This is a genomic window from uncultured Aquitalea sp. (assembly GCF_945957525.1).
Lineage (GTDB): Bacteria > Pseudomonadota > Gammaproteobacteria > Burkholderiales > Chromobacteriaceae > Aquitalea.
On sequence record NZ_CAMFLA010000006.1, the window covers coordinates 79,345 to 98,463 of the forward strand.

A 19,119-nucleotide genomic window follows, 5' to 3' on the forward strand; every position below is an offset into this window, starting at 1 on the left:
GTCACACTCCAAACACCAGATGCCGGGCGAAGGCGCGACGTAGCGGCGGCACGCTGTCCAGCACGCTCATTCCCATGCCGCGCAGGGCGCTGACCACCGGTGAATGCCCGTCGAACAACTGGATCAGGCCATGGGTAAAGCCCACTACCGCGTGACTGTCCAGCCGGCGGCCGGCGGCGTACACAGCCAGACCGGACGCATCGCCCGGATCATCCAGACCCTGCAAGGCATCCGCCAGGCCGATGGCATCGCGCAAGCCAAGATTCAGGCCTTGCGCGGCAACCGGGTGCATGGTCTGGGCGGCGTTACCGATCAGCACCACCCTTCCACTGCTGACGCGATTCACCTGACGCAAGGCCAGCGGGAAGGTGGCGCGCGGCCCCACCGACAGAATGCGTCCCTGACGTTGGCCGAAGGCCTCCTGCAGCTCGCTGATCACGCTATCGTCATCCGCCTCGCGCAGCCTGTCGGCGTCTTCATGGCTGCGAGTCCACACCAGCATGTAGTCGTCGCCGTGCGGCAAGAGTGCAAACGGCCCCTGGCGGGAGAAGCGCTCGTAGGCCACGCCGTCAGGCGCTTTTTCCGTGCGCACTTCGGCCAGCACGGCGCACTGATGGTAGTCATGGATGCGACGACGCACGCCGGGCAGGCTGTCCGCCAGCGCGCCGCCTTCGGCCAACACCACCAGCCGGCTGGTGAGCGCGGCTTCCCCTTCCGGGCCGCTGACATTTACCGTGGCGTAGCCGGACAGGCTGATCACTGCCGTCACGCGAGTTTGCCACAGCACCTCCACCCCGGCGGTTTCCAGCTGGGCATTGATGGCCTGGGTCAGCGCCGGATAATCTACCACCACGCCAAGATGAGGCAGTTTGAGGTCTTCGCGATTGAGGCGGGTGCGGCCCATCGCGCCTTGCTGTGATACGTGCACCGTGTCGATGGGCGTGCAGGGCAAGTCATCAGGCCAGGCGCCGGCCGCCGCCAGCGCTTCGCGGCTGTACCAGGACAAGGCCAGCGCGCGCGCGTCGTTCAGCGGCGCCGCCTTGGCTCGCGCTTCCACCAACCGCACCTTGCGGCCTTCGCGCGCGAAACGAATGGCCGCCAGCGCGCCCACCGGGCCGCCGCCCACTACCACGATGTCGGCGTGGCCACCGCACACGGCGTCGCGCCGGGATTGCTTCGAGCTTGCTGTCATCGCTCAGATACCCTGCATCAGAATTTCAATTTCATCGATACGCTTCGGCACCGCCTCGGTATACACCTCGTGGCCGGTATCGGTCACCAGCACGTCGTCCTCGATACGGATGCCGATGTTGTGCAGCGCCTCGGGCACATTGTCCGCCGGGCGGATATACAGGCCCGGCTCGATGGTGGTGCACATGCCGGGCTGATAGGCGCGCCAGGCACCGTGCAGTTTGCGCTGGCCCACATCGTGCACATCCAGGCCGATCATGTGACCGATGCCGTGCATGTAAAACTGGCGGAAGGAGCCGGACTCGATCACGCCGTCCACGCTGCCGTTCAACAGTTTGAGATCCAGCATGCCCTGCACCAGCACGCGCAGCGCGGCGTCGCCCGGTTCGTTCCACAGGGCGCCGGGGCGTACCTTGTCGATACCGGCCAACTCCGCAGCCAGCACAATCTCGTACACATCGCGCTGGGCGGCGGAAAACTTGCCGTTTACCGGAAAGGTGCGGGTGATGTCGCCGGCGTAGCCGTTCAGCTCGCAACCGGCGTCGATCAGCAGTAGATCGCCGTTGTTCAGCCGGGCGTTGTTGGCGGCGTAATGCAGGGTGCAGGCATTGCCGCCGCCGGCCACGATGCTCTCGTAAGAAGGGTAGCGCGCGCCGTTGCGGATGAAGACGTGCAGAATCTCCGCCTCCACCTGATATTCATACATTCCCGGGCGGGTGGCGCGCATGGCGGCCAGATGACCCTCGGCGGAAATCTGCCCCGCGCGGCGCAGGATGGCGCGTTCGCTCTCGTCCTTCACCATGCGCATCTCGTCCACCAGAGCAAACAGATCATGGTAGACAGCGGGCGGCTGTTCGCCGGTGCGATAGCGCTGGCGGACAGCTTCCAGCCAGCCGTGCGCGCGTTGATCGAGCGCGGGGTTGCGCCCCACGCCCCACCACAGCGACTTTTGCCCGGACAGAATGTCCGGCATGCGCTGATCCAGCTCGTCGATGGGCCAAGCCTCGTCAAAACCGAAACGCTCGCGCGCGCCCTCAGGGCCATAACGGAAGCCATCCCAGACTTCCCGGTCGGGGTGTTTGGCGCGACAGAACAGGATGGACCGGCCGCTGCCGGCGTCCAGCACCAGCACGGCCTCGGGTTCGGTGAAGCCGGACAGATAGAAAAAATGGCTGTCCGGGCGATAGGGGTAGTGGCTGTCCGCGTTGCGAATGACTTCGGGCGCGGTGGCCAGCACGGCGATACCCTCGCCCATTTGCGCCATCAGGCGGGTACGACGATCAGCGTGAGTCTGGTGCATGAAAGGCTCTTTCAGAAGACCGCCGCCTTTGACCCGCCAACAGCCCCGCCCCGCCGCACGGCCCGGCCTGCCGGGCTGGCAGTGCTATCGACGGGCCCGGGAACGGGTATCTGCAAGGTTGAGTCGGCGGCTCTTGATACGGCCAAGGAAAACAGGCGACAGTTTACACCGCCCCTCGCCGTCGCCCAATGCCCGGGCAACATGCGGCAACAAAAAGGGCCTGCCAATGGCAGGCCCTCGCTTCGGGCAACCCCGCGCCAGACAGGCAGCGCGAGCGGCTTGGCGCTTTTACTCGTCCATCACGGCGGAGGTGTATACCTCCTGCACGTCGTCCAGATCTTCCAGCGCGTCCAGCAGCTTTTGCATGCGCGCCGCATCGTCGCCGCTCAATTCGGTTTCGTTCTGCGGCTTCATGGTGACTTCGCCCATCTCGGCCTTGAAACCCTTGGCTTCCAGCGCTTCTTTCACATCGGTGAATTCGTAGGGGCTGGTAATCACTTCCATCGAGCCGTCATCATGGCTCACCACATCTTCCGCGCCGGATTCCAGCGCGGCTTCCATCAGCGCGTCTTCGTCCAGACCCGGCGCAAACACCAGGTAACCACAGTGGGTGAACTGGAAGGCCACGCAACCGTCGGTACCCATGTTGCCGCCATACTTGGAGAAGGCGTGGCGCACATCGGCCACGGTGCGGGTTTTGTTGTCGGTCAGGCAGTCCACCATCACCGCCGCGCCGCCGATGCCGTAGCCTTCGTAGCGGCATTCCACGTAGTCCACGCCTTCTAGCTGGCCCGTGCCGCGCTTGATGGCGTTTTCGATATTGTCCTTGGGCATGGACTCGGCCTTGGCCTTGTCCACCGCCAGACGCAGGCGCGGGTTCATGTTGACGTCGCCGCCGCCCATCTTGGCGGCAACGGTGATTTCCTTGATCAGACGGGTGAAGATCTTGCCGCGCTTGGCATCCTGGCGACCCTTGCGATGCTGGATGTTAGCCCATTTGCTATGACCTGCCATAAATCCCTCGATAACAGTCTTGGCCCGAAAAGAGCCGGTTGTATGCGCAAAAATTTGGGAAGATTCTAGCAGAAAGCTACTTCAGCTTCAGCATGGACAACATGAAGGCGAACGACTCGCGATACATCTGCTCGATCACCGGCACCATCATCGGCAAGGTCAGATAGATGGTGATGAAGCCGATCATCATCGTCAGCGGAAAACCGAAGGTGAAGATATTGAACTGCGGCGCGGCGCGGGTCATCACGCCGATGGCGAGGTTGGTCACCAGCAAGGCGGCGATCACCGGCATGGCCAGCCAGACGCCCCAGCTGATGATGTGGCCGCCCCACAGCACCAGCGCGCGCAGGGAATCCGCCGGCATGCTCATGCCGATGGGCAGCGTGGTGAAGCTTTCCACCAGCACCGAGAGTACAACCTGATGACCATCGAAAGTGAGAAACAGCAGGAAGACAAAGATAGTGAGCATCTGCGACAGCACCGGCACCTGCGCCGCGTGCATCGGATCGAAAAACATGGCGAAGCCAAGCCCGGTCTGCGCACCCATGATGAAGCCCGCCATTTCCACCGCGGTAATGGCGATGCGCATGACAAAACCCATCGCCAGGCCGATCAGCACCTGCTGAAACAGGATGGCGATGCCGACGGCCGACACCAGCGGCGCCGAAGGCAGCGGCGGCAGAATGGGCGCCAGCAACATGGTCAGCATCAGCGCGAAACCCGCTTTGAACCGGCGCGGCACGCCGCGATAGGCGTAAATGGGCTCAGCCAGGAACAAGCCGATGATGCGGGCGAACGGCCAGACGAACATCGCGACGAAAGTGTTGATCTGGGCGTCGGACAGATTGATCATCCGCGCCTCAACCAATCATGCCGGGAATGCTCTTGAACAAGCGGGTGGTGTAATCGATCAGCGTGCTCAGCATCCACGGCCCGGCCAGCACCAGTACCAGAAACATGGCCAACAGCTTGGGGATGAAGGTCAACGTCATTTCATTGATCTGGGTTGCGGCCTGCAGCACGCTGACCAGCAAACCCACTACCAGCGACACCAGCAACACCGGCGCGGCCACAATGATCAGCACGTACAAGGCTTGCTGCACCAGATTGATGACGAGTTCCGGACTCATGCTTCGCTCCTTCCCGTTGGCGGCTCTTGCCAGCCGCCCTTGGCCATCAGCCAGTTCTCTATCGTGACGCCGTCGCGCAGCACGGCATTAGGCCGCAAAACGCTATAGCCCAGACGCTCCAGCACCGGCCTTGCCGCATGACTGGCCCAGGCATGCAAGCCGGCAACGCCAGCGCCAGCCGCCTCGACTTCCAGCGCCTGGATCAGCGCTCGGCCAATGCCTGCGCCCTGTGCGTGCGGCGCGACATAAAGCATGTCCAGTTCGCCATCGCGCGTCAGCCAGGCAAAACCCAGCAACTCGTCGCCCGCCATCGCCGCCCTGCTCCAGCTCTGCGCCAGACGAGCCTCCCACGCGCGTTGAGACTCGTCGTCCCACACACCAGCCCAGGCCAGTCGCGCCGACAGGGGGTAACATTCATCCGGCAGCGCGGCCACGCTATCGGCCAACAGCGCATGACAAGCCGGCAGCATGCCCGGCTCAAGCTCGCGATACTCCATACTCAGCCTGTGTAAAAACTTTGCACCAGCGACCCCATCAGCAAGGTCCAGCCGTCCACCAGCACAAACAGCATCAGTTTGAACGGCAAGGAAATGGTGACGGGCGACACCATCATCATGCCCATCGCCATCAGGATACTGGCCACCACCAGGTCAATGATCATGAAGGGAATGAAGACCATGAAACCAATCTGGAAAGCCGTTTTCAGCTCGCTGATGATATAGGCAGGGATGAGCGTCTTCATGCTGACGTCGGCCTTGGTGGCCGGCTTCTCCGAGCGCGAAATCTCGATGAAAAAGGCCAGATCCTTCTCGCGCGTCTGCGTCAGCATGAAAGCCTTCATCGGCTTACTGCCCTCATCCATCGCCTGCGATATGGAAATCTTGTCGTCGGAAAACGGCACCCAGGCCTTGCTGTACACCTGATCGAAGGTGGGCCCCATCACAAACAGGGTGAGAAACAGCGACAGACCGACAATCACCTGGTTGGGCGGTGCCTGCGCAACGCCCAGCGCCTGTCGCAGCAGCGACAGCACGATCACGATGCGGGTGAACGAGGTCATCATCAGCAACATGGCCGGGATGAAGCCGAGCGCCGTCATGAATAGCAACATCTGCAGCGACAGCGAGTAATTCTGGCCGCCGCCCGCGCCCGGCGTGCTGGTCATCAAGGGCAAGCCTGCCGCTTCGGCCAACGTTGGCCCCAGCAACAGGATGAAAGGCAGTATCTGTCTGCGGAAAAATGTCATGAGATGGCGCTACTCGGTGTTTTTCTTTTGCCGGGTCTTGTCCATGGCCAGCTTGAGCCAGTGGGAAAACGGCTCCTGCGGCGGGGTAGGCCGAGCATCGGCATCGGCGGGGCGCGGCATGCGACTGAGCAGGTTGACGTTATGGTTGGTCACGCCCAGCACCAGCCATTCCCCCTCCACCTCAATAATCACCACCTTTTCGCGCTGCCCCACCATGGCGCCGCTCACCACCCGGATGCGGCTGCCCACGCCCAGCATGCCGCCCTGAACACGACGAAACAGCCAGGCCACGCCGACAATGGCGGCCAGCACCAGGCCCAGGCCAAAAATCACTTGCAAGAGACTGCTGAAGGGCGTGGGCGCATCAACAGCGCCTGCGGCCATAGCCAGCGGCGATGCGACAAACGACAAGGCAGCCAGCGCCGACTGCGATGTCGGCCCCCGGCTGCCCGGAAGGAAACGCGCGCTCATTTCTGCAATCGGCGAATACGCTCGGCCGGCGTGATGATGTCGGTTAGACGAATACCAAATTTGTCGTTCACCACCACCACCTCGCCCTGGGCGATCAGGCAACCATTGACCAGCACATCCATTGGCTCGCCCGCCAGTCCATCAAGCTCCACCACCGAACCTTGCGCCAACTGCAGCAGGTTGCGGATGGCGATCTTGGTTCGACCCAATTCCACGGTCAGCTGCACCGGGATGTCCAGAATCATGTCCAGATTGCTGGGCACCGCCAGGCCTGCCTCGGCGGAGCCGCCCAACTCCTGAAAGAGATGGGAGGCCGGCTGCGCCGCAACGCTGTCCGCTTCAGCGCCCTGAGCGCCCTCCATGACCTCTTGCTCCGCCATTGCTGCGGCCCAGTCGTCCATGGACACTTCCTCATCCGCAGCTCCTGCCGCTTGGCCTTCTTCCAGCTGATCGCTCATTGTTTTTTCTCTCCTGCCGCGGGTAGCTCGGCGAACTCATTGGCGCCGGCCAGCACTTTATCCACTTTGAGCGCATAGCGCCCTTGCACGGTGCCGTAATGGCATTCGAACACCGGAATGCCAGACACGTCGGCCACCACGGCTTCGGGGATTTCCAGCATCACCACGTCGCCGCTTTTCAAATTGAGAATCTGGCCCAGCGTCACCTTGGTCTCGGCCAAGGTGGCCACCAGCTCCACTTCCGCCGCCTGCACCTGATGCGTCATCAGGCTGACCCAGCGGTTGTCCACCTCGGTGCGGTCGGCCTGCATGGTGCTGGACAGCACGTCGCGGATAGGCTCCACCATCGAGTATGGCAAACACATGTGAAAATCGCCGCCGCCCGCGCCCAGTTCGATATGGAAAGTCACCGCCACCACCACTTCGGTGGGGGTGGCGATATTGGCGAACTGGGTGTTCATTTCCGAGCGCAGATAGACAAACTCGATCGGGTGCACCGGCTCCCAAGCCTTCTGGCACTCGGAAAACACCACCTCCAGCAGACGATGGATGATTCGCTGCTCGGTTGGAGTGAAGTCCCGTCCCTCCACCCGCACATGGTAGCGACCGTCGCTGCCGAACAGATTGTCGACAATGAGGAACACGAGATCGGGATCGAAAATCAGCAGACCCGTGCCGCGCAGCGGTTTGACATGAACCAGATTGAGGTTGGTGGGCACCACCAGATTGCGAATGAATTCGCTGTACTTCTGAACCCTGACCGGGCCGACGGAAATCTCGGCGTTGCGGCGAATGAAGTTGAACAGGCCGATGCGCAGGTTGCGGGCGAAGCGCTCATTGATGATTTCGAGCGTGGGCATGCGCCCGCGCACGATGCGCTCCTGACGGCCGATGTCGTAGCCGCGTATGCCCTGCGCATCCTGCGCGCTGTCGTCGTCTTCGTCCTCGCCGGTGACGCCCCTGAGTAGGGCGTCAACCTCTTCCTGGGACAGGATATCGTCGCCCATGGCCGCTTACGACTTCTGGATGATGAAGGAAGTGAAGAGAACGCTCTCAACCGGCTCTTCTTCGCCAGCGTCCATGGATTCGTTGATGATCTGCTTGACCTGAGCCTTGAGCTTGACTTTGCCGTCCGGCGTGGCCAGTTCGGCCGAAGTCTTGGACGACAGCAACAGGATCAGCGCGCTGCGGATCTTGGGCATGTAGTCAGTGAATTTCTTCTTAGCTTCTTCATCAGAAAGCTCTGCCTGCATGTCAACCTGCAACAGGCTGCCGTCGCCGCCCGCCAGATTCACTACAAAGGTTTCCAGCTTTTCGAAGATGGGCGGGCCCTCTTTTTTCTTCTTGGGCTTTTCTTTGGCTTGCTCGGTTTGCGCGGCGTCGCCGTGCGGCTTGTTCATATTGGTGAACATGTAAGCCGCCAGCCCCCCTACCGCCGCCAACACCAGGACCAGCAGAATAATGACGACGAGCATCAGCTTGTTGCCGCCGCCCGCCTTTTTTTCGCCCTTTTCTGCCTTGTCCGCTTTCTTATCATCCGCCATGGGTCAAAATCCGTACGTTAGGGTTATACCGAAATCTTAAGCGATTTCTTTATTATATTTTCCAGATTTCCGCACGAACTGGATAGATCCCCCGTTGACCCTGATCAGGCAAAGATGCTGAGTATCCCTCGCGCGGCCTTGATGGACGCCAGCGTATCATCTTCTTCCGAGGAAGAGTCGGATGCGCGGCGGCCGTTCTGGCTCTGGGCAAACTGTTGTTGCCGATTACCGGATTGTCCGCTGGAAACCTGTGCATCGGCAAGGGCTATGCCGTTTGCGGCCATCATGCTGGCCAATTTAGGCATATTGTTTTCGAGAATTTCACGCGTTGCCGGCACCGCGGCGGTGAAAATCACTTGCGCCTGGTCATTGCCGTTCATTTTCAGAGTCACTTCCACCGGCCCCAATTGCGGCGGATTCACCTGGATGGTGGCCTTGTCCATCTTGAGATTGACCATGGACATCATCTGGTCGCCCAACGACTTGGACCAGGCCGGATCCGTGACGGGCTGCTGAATGGTCAGCGTGGGCACAGTCTGGGTTTGCGCGGCCTGCTGGGTCTGGCCCGCCTGCGCGCTGGCTGCCGCAGCCTGATCCAGCACCGGCAAGAATTGCGCGGCATCGCCGGCCTGCGGCAAATTTTGCCCGGCGTGTGCCAGCTTCTTGGTATCAACCTGAGCAGCAAGCAGGCTGTCCAATTCGGTATTTTTCACTGTATCGACGGAAGCCTGGACTTGCTGAGCCGTATCAAGTCCGGCCGGCTTGACGGCAACTGGCGCCACCGGCGTGGCCGGCAAGGACTGCAGCAAGAGCGCGGCCATGGCATCCACCGGCGCGGCGGGAGTCGTATCGTCTTTGCTGGCAGCCTTGTCCTGCTGGCCTTGCGAAGCGTTCTGACCGGCATTGCCGCCATTGCCCTGCGTCAGATTGACCAGATTGCCGATCTGCATGCCCAGCAAGCTGGCGAACAGATCGCCGCCGCCGTTTTGCGTAGCGTCGGTCTGTGTCGTCGCAGCCGTTTTAACGACGGCTGCCGGTGTCACTGTGATTGTCATGATCACGTTCCTGCGTGGAAAGTCCCGACCTTAAAAGCAATAGCCGTGCCAGTGAAAATCGACGACTCATGCATATAAAATTAATGCGAATCATTCTCCTTTGCGTTAAGATGAGCCTCCTGCACAGAGCAGAAAGCGCCAGCGCTTTCCTCGCCTCATTTCTTTCCGTTTCAGGAGAATAAGAAACATGACGTTCCGACTGTCCTCCCTCGCCCACGCCACCCTTGTCGCCGCCTTGCTCTCCGCCAGCGGCGCCGCCCTTGCCGATATCGTCGTCTACAACGCCCAGCATGAAAGCCTTGCCAAAGAATGGGTAGACGGCTTCACCAAGGAAACCGGCATCAAGGTAACGCTGCGCAACGGCAGCGACAGCGAGATGGGCAACCAGATCGTACAAGAGGGCAAGAACTCCCCGGCCGATGTGTTTCTGACTGAAAACTCTCCGGCCATGGCGCTGGTGGAAAACGCCGGCCTGTTGGCCCCCGTGGCGGCCGACACGCTGAATCAAGTGGAAGGCCCCTTCCGTCCGGGCAGCGGCAAATGGGTAGGCATCGCCGCCCGCTCTACCGTTTTCGTCTACAGCAAGAGCCGCCTGTCTCCCAAGGAACTGCCGACCAGCCTGCTCGACCTGGCCAAGCCGGAATGGAAGGGCCGCTGGGGCGCTTCGCCGAGCGGCGCTGACTTCCAAGCCATTGTCAGCGCCTTGCTGGAGCTGAAGGGCGAAGCCGCGACACTGGAATGGCTGAAGGCCATGAAAACCAACTCGGTGGCCTACAAGGGCAACAGCACCGTCATGAAAGCGGTCAACGCCGGCCAGATTGATGGCGGCGTGATCTATCACTATTACTACTTCGGAGATCAGGCCAAGACCGGCGAAAACAGCAAGAACACCAATCTGCATTACTTCGGCAAACAAGACCCGGGCGCCTTCCTCAGCGTTTCCGCCGGCGGCGTGCTGGCTTCCAGCAAGCATCAGCAAGAAGGCCAGGCATTCCTCAAATGGATTACCGGCAAGGGCGGCCAGACCGTATTGCGCACCGGTGCCTCGTACGAGTACGCCGTTGGCAAAGGCGCCGCCTCGAACCCCAAGCTGGTGCCGATCGCAAAGCTGGATGCTCCCAAGGTGGATCCGTCACGCCTGAACAGCCGCAAGGTGACCGAGCTGATGATCAAGGCGGGCCTGCTGTAAACCGATGAGCGATTCCGCCACCCGCACCGCCGGCCGCCTGGCCGGCCAGCCCGCCGCCGCCCTGCCCCTGGTCAGGGTTGGCCGAAGCCGCGGGCTTGTTTTCTGGGCCGGCCTGCTCGCCGCCGTCGTTTCCCTGCTGTCGCTGATGCCGCTGGGCTTCATCGCCGCCGAGACACTGGCCGCCGGCAAGGACAGCATCGTGGAGCTGGTTTTCCGCCCGCGTGTGGCGGAGCTGCTGGTCAACACCATGCAGCTGATGGTCATTTCTCTTCCGCTATGCATCCTGCTGGGCGTAGGCACGGCCTGGCTGACCGAGCGCAGCAACCTGCCGGGCCGGCGCTGGTGGGCCATGCTGGCCGTCGCCCCGCTGGCGATTCCAGCCTTCGTACACAGTTACGCCTGGATTTCCGCCGCACCATCATTGCACGGGCTTTGGGCTGCGGTGCTGCTGTCCGTCATCGCCTACTCGCCCTTCCTTTACTTGCCGACAGCCGCCGCGCTGCGCCGCATGGACCCGGCACTGGAAGATGTAGCCGCTTCGCTGGGCCATCGCCCGCTGGCGGTTTTCGTCAAGGTGGTGCTGCCCCAGCTAAAGCTGGCCATTCTCGGCGGCTCGCTGCTGGTGGGGCTGCATTTACTGGCGGAATACGGGCTGTTTGCCATGATCCGTTTCGACACCTTCACCACGGCGATTTTCGATCAGTTCCAGTCCAGTTTCAGCGGCGCTGCGGCCAATATGCTGGCTGGCGTGCTGGTATTGTGCTGCCTGTTGCTGTTGCTGGGCGAATCCGCCCTGCGCGGCAAGGCGCGCTATGCCCGACTGGGCGCGGGCAGCGCGCGCGCGCAAAGCCGAACCCAACTGGGGCCGGTGGGCGCACTCTGCGGACTGAGCGTATGCCTCGTCGCCGCCGCGCTTAGCCTGGGCGTTCCCTTGTGGACACTGGGCAAGTGGCTGCTGGCTGGCGGCGTTGAGGTGTGGCGCAATGAGTGGCTGTGGCCGGCGCTTCGGCAAACCTTGCTGCTGGCCGGGGCCGGCGCGCTAATTACCGTGGCGGCCGCACTGCCCGCCGCCTGGCTGTCGGTGCGCCGCCCGGGCAAATGGCAACGCCTGCTGGAAAGCGGCAACTACGTTGCCAGCGCGCTGCCCGGCATCGTGGTGGCCTTGGCGCTGGTCAGCATCGCCATTCAGTGGGCAAGGCCTTTGTATCAGACGCTGGCTACTATTCTGCTGGCCTATTTGATGATGTTCCTGCCGCGCGCACTGGTAAGCCTGCGCGCCGGCATCGCGCAAGCGCCGGTGGAGCTGGAAAACGCCGCGCAGAGCCTGGGCTGCCCACCTGCCCGCGCTCTGTGGCGCACCACGCTGCGCTTAAGCGCCCCGGCCGCCGCCGCCGGCTACGCCATGGTGTTTCTCGCCATCGGCAACGAGCTGACCGCCACCCTGCTGCTGGCGCCCACCGGCACCCGCACGCTGGCCACCGGCTTCTGGGCGCTGACCAGCGAGATCGACTATGCCGCCGCCGCCCCCTTTGCCCTGATCATGATCCTGCTGTCGCTGCCGCTGACCGCGCTGCTGCACGCACAATCCCGCCGGAGCGCTGGAAGATGACTTGTTTGCACATCCAATCCCTGAGCAAATCCTGGGGCGCTGTGCGCGCCGTTGACGCTGTCGACCTGGAGTTGGCCGCCGGTGGCCGCGCCGCGATCGTCGGCCCCTCCGGCTCCGGCAAAACCACGCTGCTGCGCATGATCGCCGGCTTTGAAACGCCGGACAGCGGCAGCATCCGCCTGGACGGCACCACGTTAGCAGAAGGCGGCAAAGCCGTGCCCGCCCATTTGCGCCGCATCGGTTACGTACCGCAAGACGGCGCACTGTTTCCGCACCTGAGCGTGGCTGACAACATCGGTTTTGGCCTCAGCGGTGAACGCCGCGAACGCCAACGCCGCATCGACGAACTGCTGGCGATGGTGTCGCTGGAGCCAGCCATGCTGAAGCGCTGGCCGCATGAACTATCCGGCGGACAGCAACAACGCGTTGCGCTGGCGCGCGCCATGGCGCAACAGCCGCGCCTGATGCTGCTGGACGAACCTTTCTCCGCGCTGGATACCGGCCTGCGAGCCTCCTTGCGCAAGGCCGTAGCCGAGGTGCTGCGCGAGGCGGGCATCGCCAGCATTCTGGTAACGCACGATCAGGCCGAAGCGCTGTCATTCGCCACCCAGCTGGCCGTGATGCGACAAGGTCGTCTGGTGCAGGCCGGCAGTCCGGAACAGCTTTACCGCCATCCGGTGGATGCCGATACCGCGCTGTTTCTGGGCGAAGCGGTATTGCTGCCAGCCACCGTGCGCCAGGGCAAGGCCAGCTGTCGCCTCGGCGAGCTCTCCTTGCATCAGCGCCGCGAAGATGGGCCGACCAGCATCATGCTGCGCCCCGACCAGTTGCGCCTGAGCGCAGCCGGCGACGGGCATCCCGCCAGCGGGCTGGTGCTGGACAGCGATTTTGGCGGCCAGGACTGTCTGATCACCATCCAGTTGCCGGACAGCCCGGCCGGACAGCACCCCGGCGTCACCCTGCAGGTACGCAGCCCCAGCCTGACCGCTCCGCGCGTAGGCAGCCGCGTGGCGGTGGAGGTCTGCGGCTCGGCCCACGCCCTGGCCGGCTGAACGCCATTCACCTGCGGATAGCAAAGACAAGGCCCGCGCGATGCGATATCGCGCGGGCCTTGTCTGCTTCATGCCGCCATGCCGGTGCTGCCTGAACGCCTAGTCCTCGCCGTGGCTTTTGTCCCAAAAACGCCGGGTGGCAAACTCATCGGTCATTTTTTGCTGGCGGCGGGATTCCTGCAGCTGCAGCCGCTCGTTTTCCCGCTCCATCAGCTTCTGGTAGGCCTTGAGTTTTTTGTGCTCCTCGCGCCAGGCTTGCCGCGCCATAATGAAGCTTTGCTTGGCGAACTCCACCTCGCCGTCCTGCGTTTTTACCGCCTCGTCCAGACGGGCGAGAAATTTCTGAAAATCCTGCCACTGAGCGATGCTCATACCGCGCATGCCGCCGCTGGTCAGCCGCTGCCGGTACTCGCCGCGAAAGTTGTCGAGCTGCTCCTGCCGACCCATGGCTTTGACCAGCGCACCCTGAGCCTGTCGCATGCGCTCGGCGGCGGCCTCTTCCTTCTCTTCGGCCAACCTGATCAGAAGCGCGTACTTGCTTTGCGCCATCGCTTAATCCTTTAGGCCAGTACGCTATCCAGCTGTTGCAGGCAGGAGGCAAAGTCGTGCGACTCGTGCATGGGCTGGGTCAGAAAGCTGGTCATGGGCAGCTGACGACGAATGGCTTCGTCCAGGATCGGGTCCGAACCCGGCACATAAGCGCCAACGCTGATCAGATCGCGGTTGCGCTGGTAGCGGGAGTACAACTGCTTGAAGTAGCGCGCCCTGTCCATTTGCGCGGGCGTCACCACATCCACCATCACCCGGCTGATGGACTGCTCGATATCGATGGCGGGGTAGTGCCCGGCTTCGGCCAAATCGCGCGACAGCACAAAGTGGCCATCCAGAATGGCCCGCGCCGAATCGGCAATAGGATCCTGCTGGTCATCGCCCTCGGACAGCACGGTGTAGAAACCCGTAATGGAACCGCCACCCTGCGCCGCATTGCCGGCCCGCTCGATCAGTTGCGGCAGGCGCGCAAACACGGAAGGCGGGTAACCCTTGGTGACCGGAGGCTCGCCAATGGCCAAGGCGATTTCACGCTGCGCCATCGCGTAGCGGGTGACCGAATCCATCAGCAGCAACACATCCTTGCCCTGGGCCCGGAAGTATTCAGCCAGCGCCGTGGCATAGGCTGCGCCGTGCAAACGCATCAGCGGCGGCACATCGGCAGGCGCCGCCACCACCACGGACCGGGCAATGCCCTCATCGCCCAGAATGTTTTCGATGAAGTCCTTGACCTCGCGCCCCCGCTCGCCGATCAGTCCCACCACCACCACATCAGCCCGCGTAAAACGCGCCATCATGCCCAGCAGCACCGATTTGCCGACGCCAGAGCCGGCAAACAGGCCCAGGCGCTGCCCCCGCCCCACGGTAAGCAGGCCATTGATTGCGCGCACGCCCACATCCAGCACATCCTTGACCGGAGAGCGATCCAGCGGGTTCATCGGCTGACTGTAAAGCGGGAAATACGCTTCGGGGTGAATCGGGCCCTTGCCGTCCAGCGGCCGGCCCAGCGAATCGAGAATGCGGCCCAGCAGGCTTTCGCCCACCGGCACCTGCCGGCCCGCAGGGCCGTTGACCTTGGGCACCACGCCCGTCTTGCCGTAGGCGGGCGGATGAATGGCCGCCAGCGGGCGCACCGGTGTGCCCGGCACCAGGCCGTGCACATTGGCCAGCGGCATCAGATAGACGCGATCGCCGGAAAAGCCCACGACTTCCGCCTCCACCACATGCTGGTCGGGCAGTTCCACCTGGCAGGCGCTGCCCACGGGCAGTTTGATGCCAGTAGCTTCCATCACCATGCCCGTTACCCGCACCAAGCGCCCGGACGGCTGCCAGAGTGCGGTTTCCGCTGCGGTACGCTCGCATGCAGCCAAGTAGGCCAGTTGCCGCTCAATGATCCGGTTCATGCTTGTCGGCGGCGCCCAGGGCCTCGTAAAGCGCGTTCAGGCGGGACTGCAGCGTGAGGTCCAGCTTGAGGGAGGCGGTATCGATGATGCAGCCGCCGCGCTGAATGGCAGGGTCTTCGATCCACTGCCATTGCGTCTCGGGCGTTTCCTGCGCGAGAAACTCGCGCGCGGCCGCCAGATCCGCCGGGTTGACCCGCAGGCGAGCCTGCGACAGATGCGAAGGCAAATCCCCCAGCACTTTCTGCAACACAGCCGTCAACGCCTGTTCACTGGCGTCGATATGCGAAAGCGTGAGCTTTTCCGCCAGATTGAGCGCCAGCTTGAGGACCGCGCCCGATAGTTGCTCTTCCAGATGAGCCAGCTCTTGAGCAAAACCGCCCGACAAGGCCTGCAAGGGTGCCCAGATCTCGGTGAAGCGCGCCAGTGCTTCGTCTCGCGCCTGCTGCGCGCCTGTCGACGCCCCTTCGGCCAACCCAGCCTGATAGCCTTCGTCGTAACCGGTTTGCCAGGCCTCTTGGTGGATGGCTTCCAGCTCGGCAGCGGTGGGGTAACCGACAGACTCGCCAACCGCCGTTTCGTCGACGGCTGTGTGCTGCTCGCCCGCAGGGTCAGCCTCGCCGACCGGCATGGTGGCAGCAGGCTGCGCGCCCTTCTCCAAGTGCTGGCGCAAGGCTTCCAGGCCGGCAATCTGCGTGGCGGTGAACCCTTCGCCTTCGCTGTCACCGCCCAGCTCGCCGGGCTGCCAACTGCTCCAGCCCTGCAGCTCCTCGCCGGGAATAATGGGATTAGTCGACAAGGCCTTCGTCACCACCCTTGCTGCCTAGCACGATCTGACCGTCGTCGGCCAGTTTGCGCACGACCTTGAGGATTTCCTTCTGCTCGGCCTCCACTTCGGACAGCTTGACCGGCCCCTTGGATTCCAGATCGTCGCGCAGCATTTCCGCGGCGCGCTGGGACATATTGCGGAAGATCTTGTCCTTGAGCTCCGCGCTGGTGCCCTTGAGGGCCACCACCAGCGAATCGGACTGCACTTCGCGCAGAATGGTCTGAATAGAACGGTCGTCGATATCCAGTATGTTCTCGAAGACAAACATCTTGTCCTGGATGCGTTGCGCCAGTTCCGGATCGTATTCGCGGATGTAGTTGAGCGCGGACGCCTCGACGTTGGAGCCCATGAAGTTGAGGATTTCCGCCGTCATGCCCACACCGCCGGACGCGCTCTTCTTGATGCGATCGGAGCCCGACAACAGCTGCGTGAGCACATCATTGAGTTCGCGCAGCGCCTGCGGCTGCACCCCTTCCAGCGTGGCGGTACGAATCAGCACTTCGTTGCGCAAACGCTCGGGGAAGAAAGACAGGATGGAACTGGAAAGATCGGGTTCCAGATGCACCAGAATGGTGGCGATGATCTGCGGATGCTCGTGACGGATCAGATCGGCCGCCGAAGATGGGTCCATCCACTTGAGGCTCTCGATGCCGCTGTGGTCGTTGCCCTGCATGATCTTGTCCAGCAGGTTGGCGGCTTTGTCCGGGCCCAATGCCTCGATCAACACATTGCGCAGGTATTCGTCGGAAGCGCCGATGCTGGCGCGCGCCGCACACTCTTCGCGGAACTTGCCGACGATGTCGTCGATCTCGCCATAGCTCAGATTGTTGATGGCAGCCATTTCCAGGGAAATCTTCTGCACTTCCTTGGGGCCAAGGTATTTGAACACTTCCACCGCCTCGGCCTGACCAAGACTGAACAGAAGCACCGCGCTGCGGCGGACGCCGTTGTCACTCATCGGAACTGATCCATTCCTTGATGATCTGGGCCGCCATGCGCGGATCGGACTTCACAAGCTCGCGAGCGATTTCCAGATTCTGGTTGTACTGACGCATCTGGGCTTCCTTCGGATCCTCAGGCTCATTGCTGGCGGCAGTGCGTTTGCCAGGCACCGGCTTGCCGTCCGGACCGATAGTCTCGCCCTCCTCGTCGCCAGCGACAGCCAGCAAACGCCCGCTGGCATCGGTAACGGGCTTGCCGTCCGCCCCCCTGCCGCCTTCTTGCGGCTTGACCAGATCGCGCACGATCGGGCGCACCACGCCAAACAGCAGATACAGCACGGCAATGGTCAGCAGCACATACTTGATCAGACTGGATGCGTTGCTGGTAACGTAATCGGTGACGCGCTCCTGCATGGTGACCGGCACGGCATTGTCGGCAAAGGCGGCATTGACCACATTGAGCGAGTCTCCTCGCTGCGTGTTATAGCCCATCGCCTCCTTCACCAGACTGTTGATCTGCTGAATTTCCTGCGGCGTGAGCGGCGTGGGCTTCATCTCGCCGTTCTTGTCCGGCAAGCGACGATAGTTCACCACCACGGCTGCGGAGAGGCGCTTGACCACACCCTGCGGCAACTTGGTGTGCTGAATGGTCTTGTCTACCTCGTAATTGGTAGTAATGTCGCGCTCGGTGGCGCCATTGGGGCCAAGCGACTGCCCAGACAGCGTCGCAGTGCCCGGCGCCGCGCCGGGCGGCAAAGTGATGGGGGCCGATGCCGCCGAAGGCGGTTGGTTGGACAGCGCGCCGGGCACGCCGGTAGCCTGATTCGCCCCGCCGCCCAGCTTCTCGACAATTTGCTGGCTGCGCGTGGCGGAAGGATTCGGGCTGGAGTTGGGCTTGTAGCTTTCCGAGGTCTGCTCGGTCTCGGAGAAGTCCAGATTCGCAGTCACCTGCGCGCGAATGTTTCCCTGCCCGAAGATGGGCTCTAGAATCGCCTCGATGCGTTTGACATAGCCATCTTCCACCTGGCGCACATAACCCAACTGGGTTTGATCCAGCCCGGCGTTCTGATCGGACATTTTGGACAGCATGTTGCCGTCCTGATCCACCACGGTGACGTTCTTCGCGGGCAAATTGGGAATGGCGCTGGATACAAGGTGCACGATACCGGCCACCTGAGCCTGATCCAGGTTGCGGCCGCGCATGAGGTTCAGCATCACCGATGCGGTTGGCTGTTGCTGATCTCGCACAAAGACGCTTTGCTTGGGAATGGCCACATGCAGACGGGCGGACTCCACCGAACTGATGGCCTCAATGGTGCGAGCCAGCTCGCCCTCGATCGCCCGCTGGTAATTCACCTGTTCTGCAAACTGACTGATGCCGAACTTCTGGTTGTCCATCAGTTCGAAACCCACCCCGCCCGCCTTCGGCAAACCTTGCGCGGCCAGACGCAAACGCACGTCATACACCTTGTCGGCGGGGACCGAAATGGTACCGCCGTCGCCCAGTTGATAGGGCACGTTCATTTGCTGGAGGGAAGCCGTGATCTGACCGCCGTCGCGATCGGCCACATTGGCGAAGAGGATTTTGTAATTGGGCTGGCGATTGAGCACCACGGTGCCGACAAGAACGGCGAAAAGGGCGGCCAGCGCGACCAAGAAGATGATCTTGCGGTTGTTTGGGAGGGTCTTGAAGCGATCAGTGGCTTCGTTGAGACGGTCTCGCCATGCGGGTGTAGCGTTTTGTTCTGCCAGATCTGCCATACAGTGGTTTTGGTTTCAGGCGAAAACCGCTGTCGGCGCAATTGCTCACGACACGTCTACACCTGGGTATTCATGATTTCCTGATAGGCGGTCACCAGCTTGTTTCGCGCCTGGACCATGGTCTGGAACGACAAACTGGCTTTCTGCAAGGACACCATCACGTCCTGCAGATTAACGCCTTCGTCGCCCAGCTCGAACTGCTGCTGCATCTCCCGCGATGTCTGCTGCGCAGAATTGACTTGCTCGATAGTGGACTTGAGAACATCGGCAAAGTCAACCTGAGGCGTTTCCTGAGCCTGCGCGGACGTCTTCCCCGCCGCAAGGGCGGAGGCGGCGCGCAGCTCGCCAAGAATCTGATCAACATTGTTTACTGACATGGC

21 protein-coding genes are annotated in these 19,119 nt (G+C 62.3%); 3 read left to right on the forward strand and 18 right to left on the reverse strand.

Features of this window, described 5'->3' with window-relative positions:
• Position 1: 1 nt before the first annotated feature.
• From Q0P52_RS07355 to Q0P52_RS07410, 12 genes are all read right to left on the reverse strand, one after another.
• A complete protein-coding gene (locus Q0P52_RS07355; protein ID WP_293761861.1) occupies positions 2–1,192 on the reverse strand; it encodes an FAD-dependent oxidoreductase in 1,191 nt (396 codons plus the stop codon).
• 3 nt (positions 1,193–1,195) lie between these two features.
• The gene (locus Q0P52_RS07360) at positions 1,196–2,491 is read right to left on the reverse strand and encodes an aminopeptidase P N-terminal domain-containing protein (RefSeq protein ID WP_293761863.1); all 1,296 of its coding nucleotides are present in this window, start codon (positions 2,489–2,491) and stop codon (positions 1,196–1,198) included.
• 288 nt (positions 2,492–2,779) lie between these two features.
• Complete coding sequence (locus Q0P52_RS07365; protein WP_293761865.1) at positions 2,780–3,505, reverse strand: YebC/PmpR family DNA-binding transcriptional regulator; 726 nt, start codon at positions 3,503–3,505, stop codon at positions 2,780–2,782.
• A gap of 76 nt (positions 3,506–3,581) precedes the next feature.
• Entirely contained in the window at positions 3,582–4,358 is a 777-nt protein-coding gene (gene fliR, locus Q0P52_RS07370) for a flagellar biosynthetic protein FliR (RefSeq protein WP_293761867.1), read from the reverse strand.
• Between the two features lie 7 nt (positions 4,359–4,365).
• The gene (gene fliQ / locus Q0P52_RS07375; RefSeq protein ID WP_293761869.1) at positions 4,366–4,635 is read right to left on the reverse strand and encodes a flagellar biosynthesis protein FliQ; all 270 of its coding nucleotides are present in this window, start codon (positions 4,633–4,635) and stop codon (positions 4,366–4,368) included.
• The gene (locus Q0P52_RS07380; protein ID WP_293761871.1) at positions 4,632–5,132 is read right to left on the reverse strand and encodes a GNAT family N-acetyltransferase; all 501 of its coding nucleotides are present in this window, start codon (positions 5,130–5,132) and stop codon (positions 4,632–4,634) included. Before Q0P52_RS07380 ends, fliQ begins: the two co-directional genes overlap by 4 nt.
• 2 nt (positions 5,133–5,134) lie before the next feature.
• Positions 5,135–5,881, reverse strand: coding sequence for a flagellar type III secretion system pore protein FliP (gene fliP, locus Q0P52_RS07385; protein WP_293761873.1), 747 nt, complete (start codon positions 5,879–5,881; stop codon positions 5,135–5,137).
• A gap of 9 nt (positions 5,882–5,890) precedes the next feature.
• Positions 5,891–6,352 (reverse strand): flagellar biosynthetic protein FliO, encoded by a 462-nt coding sequence (fliO, locus tag Q0P52_RS07390; RefSeq protein WP_293761875.1) that lies wholly within the window; start codon positions 6,350–6,352, stop codon positions 5,891–5,893.
• Positions 6,349–6,810 (reverse strand): flagellar motor switch protein FliN, encoded by a 462-nt coding sequence (gene fliN, locus Q0P52_RS07395; RefSeq protein ID WP_366061996.1) that lies wholly within the window; start codon positions 6,808–6,810, stop codon positions 6,349–6,351. The genes fliO and fliN overlap by 4 nt, the downstream gene beginning before the upstream one ends.
• On the reverse strand, positions 6,807–7,817 hold the full coding sequence (gene fliM, locus Q0P52_RS07400; RefSeq protein ID WP_293761877.1) for a flagellar motor switch protein FliM: 1,011 nt from the start codon (positions 7,815–7,817) through the stop codon (positions 6,807–6,809). The genes fliN and fliM overlap by 4 nt, the downstream gene beginning before the upstream one ends.
• Positions 7,818–7,823: 6 nt before the next feature.
• Positions 7,824–8,354: a flagellar basal body-associated protein FliL gene (fliL, locus tag Q0P52_RS07405; protein WP_293761879.1), complete on the reverse strand. Its 531-nt coding sequence runs from the start codon at positions 8,352–8,354 to the stop codon at positions 7,824–7,826.
• A gap of 104 nt (positions 8,355–8,458) precedes the next feature.
• A complete protein-coding gene (locus Q0P52_RS07410; protein WP_293761881.1) occupies positions 8,459–9,409 on the reverse strand; it encodes a flagellar hook-length control protein FliK in 951 nt (316 codons plus the stop codon).
• Between the two features lie 187 nt (positions 9,410–9,596).
• On the opposite strand from Q0P52_RS07410, the gene Q0P52_RS07415 reads away from it, so the two are divergent.
• The 3 genes from Q0P52_RS07415 to Q0P52_RS07425 are packed head-to-tail and all read left to right on the forward strand — an operon-like array spanning position 9,597 to position 13,259.
• Positions 9,597–10,598 carry an iron ABC transporter substrate-binding protein gene (locus tag Q0P52_RS07415; RefSeq protein ID WP_293761883.1) on the forward strand — a complete coding sequence of 334 codons (1,002 nt, stop codon included), beginning with the start codon at positions 9,597–9,599 and terminating at the stop codon, positions 10,596–10,598.
• Positions 10,599–10,602: 4 nt separating this feature from the next.
• Positions 10,603–12,207 (forward strand): iron ABC transporter permease, encoded by a 1,605-nt coding sequence (locus Q0P52_RS07420; RefSeq protein WP_293761885.1) that lies wholly within the window; start codon positions 10,603–10,605, stop codon positions 12,205–12,207.
• On the forward strand, positions 12,204–13,259 hold the full coding sequence (locus tag Q0P52_RS07425) for an ABC transporter ATP-binding protein (protein ID WP_293761887.1): 1,056 nt from the start codon (positions 12,204–12,206) through the stop codon (positions 13,257–13,259). Before Q0P52_RS07420 ends, Q0P52_RS07425 begins: the two co-directional genes overlap by 4 nt.
• 99 nt (positions 13,260–13,358) lie before the next feature.
• On the opposite strand, the gene fliJ is transcribed toward Q0P52_RS07425, so the two are convergent.
• From fliJ to fliE, 6 genes are read right to left on the reverse strand one after another with little or no spacing between them, the layout of a single operon-like run.
• Positions 13,359–13,808, reverse strand: a complete 450-nt coding sequence (gene fliJ, locus Q0P52_RS07430) for a flagellar export protein FliJ (RefSeq protein WP_293761889.1) — start codon at positions 13,806–13,808, stop codon at positions 13,359–13,361.
• 11 nt (positions 13,809–13,819) lie between these two features.
• Positions 13,820–15,211 carry a flagellar protein export ATPase FliI gene (gene fliI, locus Q0P52_RS07435; RefSeq protein ID WP_293761891.1) on the reverse strand — a complete coding sequence of 464 codons (1,392 nt, stop codon included), beginning with the start codon at positions 15,209–15,211 and terminating at the stop codon, positions 13,820–13,822.
• Positions 15,195–16,007, reverse strand: coding sequence for a FliH/SctL family protein (locus Q0P52_RS07440; RefSeq protein ID WP_293761893.1), 813 nt, complete (start codon positions 16,005–16,007; stop codon positions 15,195–15,197). The genes fliI and Q0P52_RS07440 overlap by 17 nt, the downstream gene beginning before the upstream one ends.
• Positions 15,997–16,995, reverse strand: coding sequence for a flagellar motor switch protein FliG (gene fliG / locus Q0P52_RS07445; protein ID WP_293761895.1), 999 nt, complete (start codon positions 16,993–16,995; stop codon positions 15,997–15,999). Before fliG ends, Q0P52_RS07440 begins: the two co-directional genes overlap by 11 nt.
• Complete coding sequence (gene fliF / locus Q0P52_RS07450; RefSeq protein WP_293761897.1) at positions 16,988–18,739, reverse strand: flagellar basal-body MS-ring/collar protein FliF; 1,752 nt, start codon at positions 18,737–18,739, stop codon at positions 16,988–16,990. The genes fliG and fliF overlap by 8 nt, the downstream gene beginning before the upstream one ends.
• Positions 18,740–18,795: 56 nt before the next feature.
• Positions 18,796–19,116: a flagellar hook-basal body complex protein FliE gene (gene fliE, locus Q0P52_RS07455; RefSeq protein ID WP_293761899.1), complete on the reverse strand. Its 321-nt coding sequence runs from the start codon at positions 19,114–19,116 to the stop codon at positions 18,796–18,798.
• Positions 19,117–19,119: the final 3 nt, after the last annotated feature.

Excerpts from the sequence above, each read along its gene's own strand:
- fliR (WP_293761867.1), bottom strand. The coding sequence starts at position 4,358 with ATGATCAATCTGTCCGACGCCCAGATCAACACTTTCGTCGCGATGTTC.
- fliM (WP_293761877.1), bottom strand. The coding sequence starts at position 7,817 with ATGGGCGACGATATCCTGTCCCAGGAAGAGGTTGACGCCCTACTCAGG.
- Q0P52_RS07425 (WP_293761887.1), top strand. The coding sequence starts at position 12,204 with ATGACTTGTTTGCACATCCAATCCCTGAGCAAATCCTGGGGCGCTGTG.
- fliL (WP_293761879.1), bottom strand. The coding sequence starts at position 8,354 with ATGGCGGATGATAAGAAAGCGGACAAGGCAGAAAAGGGCGAAAAAAAG.
- Q0P52_RS07355 (WP_293761861.1), bottom strand. The coding sequence starts at position 1,192 with ATGACAGCAAGCTCGAAGCAATCCCGGCGCGACGCCGTGTGCGGTGGC.
- fliO (WP_293761875.1), bottom strand. The coding sequence starts at position 6,352 with ATGAGCGCGCGTTTCCTTCCGGGCAGCCGGGGGCCGACATCGCAGTCG.
- fliP (WP_293761873.1), bottom strand. The coding sequence starts at position 5,881 with ATGACATTTTTCCGCAGACAGATACTGCCTTTCATCCTGTTGCTGGGG.
- Q0P52_RS07365 (WP_293761865.1), bottom strand. The coding sequence starts at position 3,505 with ATGGCAGGTCATAGCAAATGGGCTAACATCCAGCATCGCAAGGGTCGC.
- Q0P52_RS07415 (WP_293761883.1), top strand. The coding sequence starts at position 9,597 with ATGACGTTCCGACTGTCCTCCCTCGCCCACGCCACCCTTGTCGCCGCC.
- Q0P52_RS07420 (WP_293761885.1), top strand. The coding sequence starts at position 10,603 with ATGAGCGATTCCGCCACCCGCACCGCCGGCCGCCTGGCCGGCCAGCCC.
- fliQ (WP_293761869.1), bottom strand. The coding sequence starts at position 4,635 with ATGAGTCCGGAACTCGTCATCAATCTGGTGCAGCAAGCCTTGTACGTG.
- Q0P52_RS07410 (WP_293761881.1), bottom strand. The coding sequence starts at position 9,409 with ATGACAATCACAGTGACACCGGCAGCCGTCGTTAAAACGGCTGCGACG.
- Q0P52_RS07380 (WP_293761871.1), bottom strand. The coding sequence starts at position 5,132 with ATGGAGTATCGCGAGCTTGAGCCGGGCATGCTGCCGGCTTGTCATGCG.
- fliN (WP_366061996.1), bottom strand. The coding sequence starts at position 6,810 with ATGAGCGATCAGCTGGAAGAAGGCCAAGCGGCAGGAGCTGCGGATGAG.
- fliJ (WP_293761889.1), bottom strand. The coding sequence starts at position 13,808 with ATGGCGCAAAGCAAGTACGCGCTTCTGATCAGGTTGGCCGAAGAGAAG.
- fliG (WP_293761895.1), bottom strand. The coding sequence starts at position 16,995 with ATGAGTGACAACGGCGTCCGCCGCAGCGCGGTGCTTCTGTTCAGTCTT.
- fliE (WP_293761899.1), bottom strand. The coding sequence starts at position 19,116 with ATGTCAGTAAACAATGTTGATCAGATTCTTGGCGAGCTGCGCGCCGCC.
- Q0P52_RS07360 (WP_293761863.1), bottom strand. The coding sequence starts at position 2,491 with ATGCACCAGACTCACGCTGATCGTCGTACCCGCCTGATGGCGCAAATG.
- fliF (WP_293761897.1), bottom strand. The coding sequence starts at position 18,739 with ATGGCAGATCTGGCAGAACAAAACGCTACACCCGCATGGCGAGACCGT.
- fliI (WP_293761891.1), bottom strand. The coding sequence starts at position 15,211 with ATGAACCGGATCATTGAGCGGCAACTGGCCTACTTGGCTGCATGCGAG.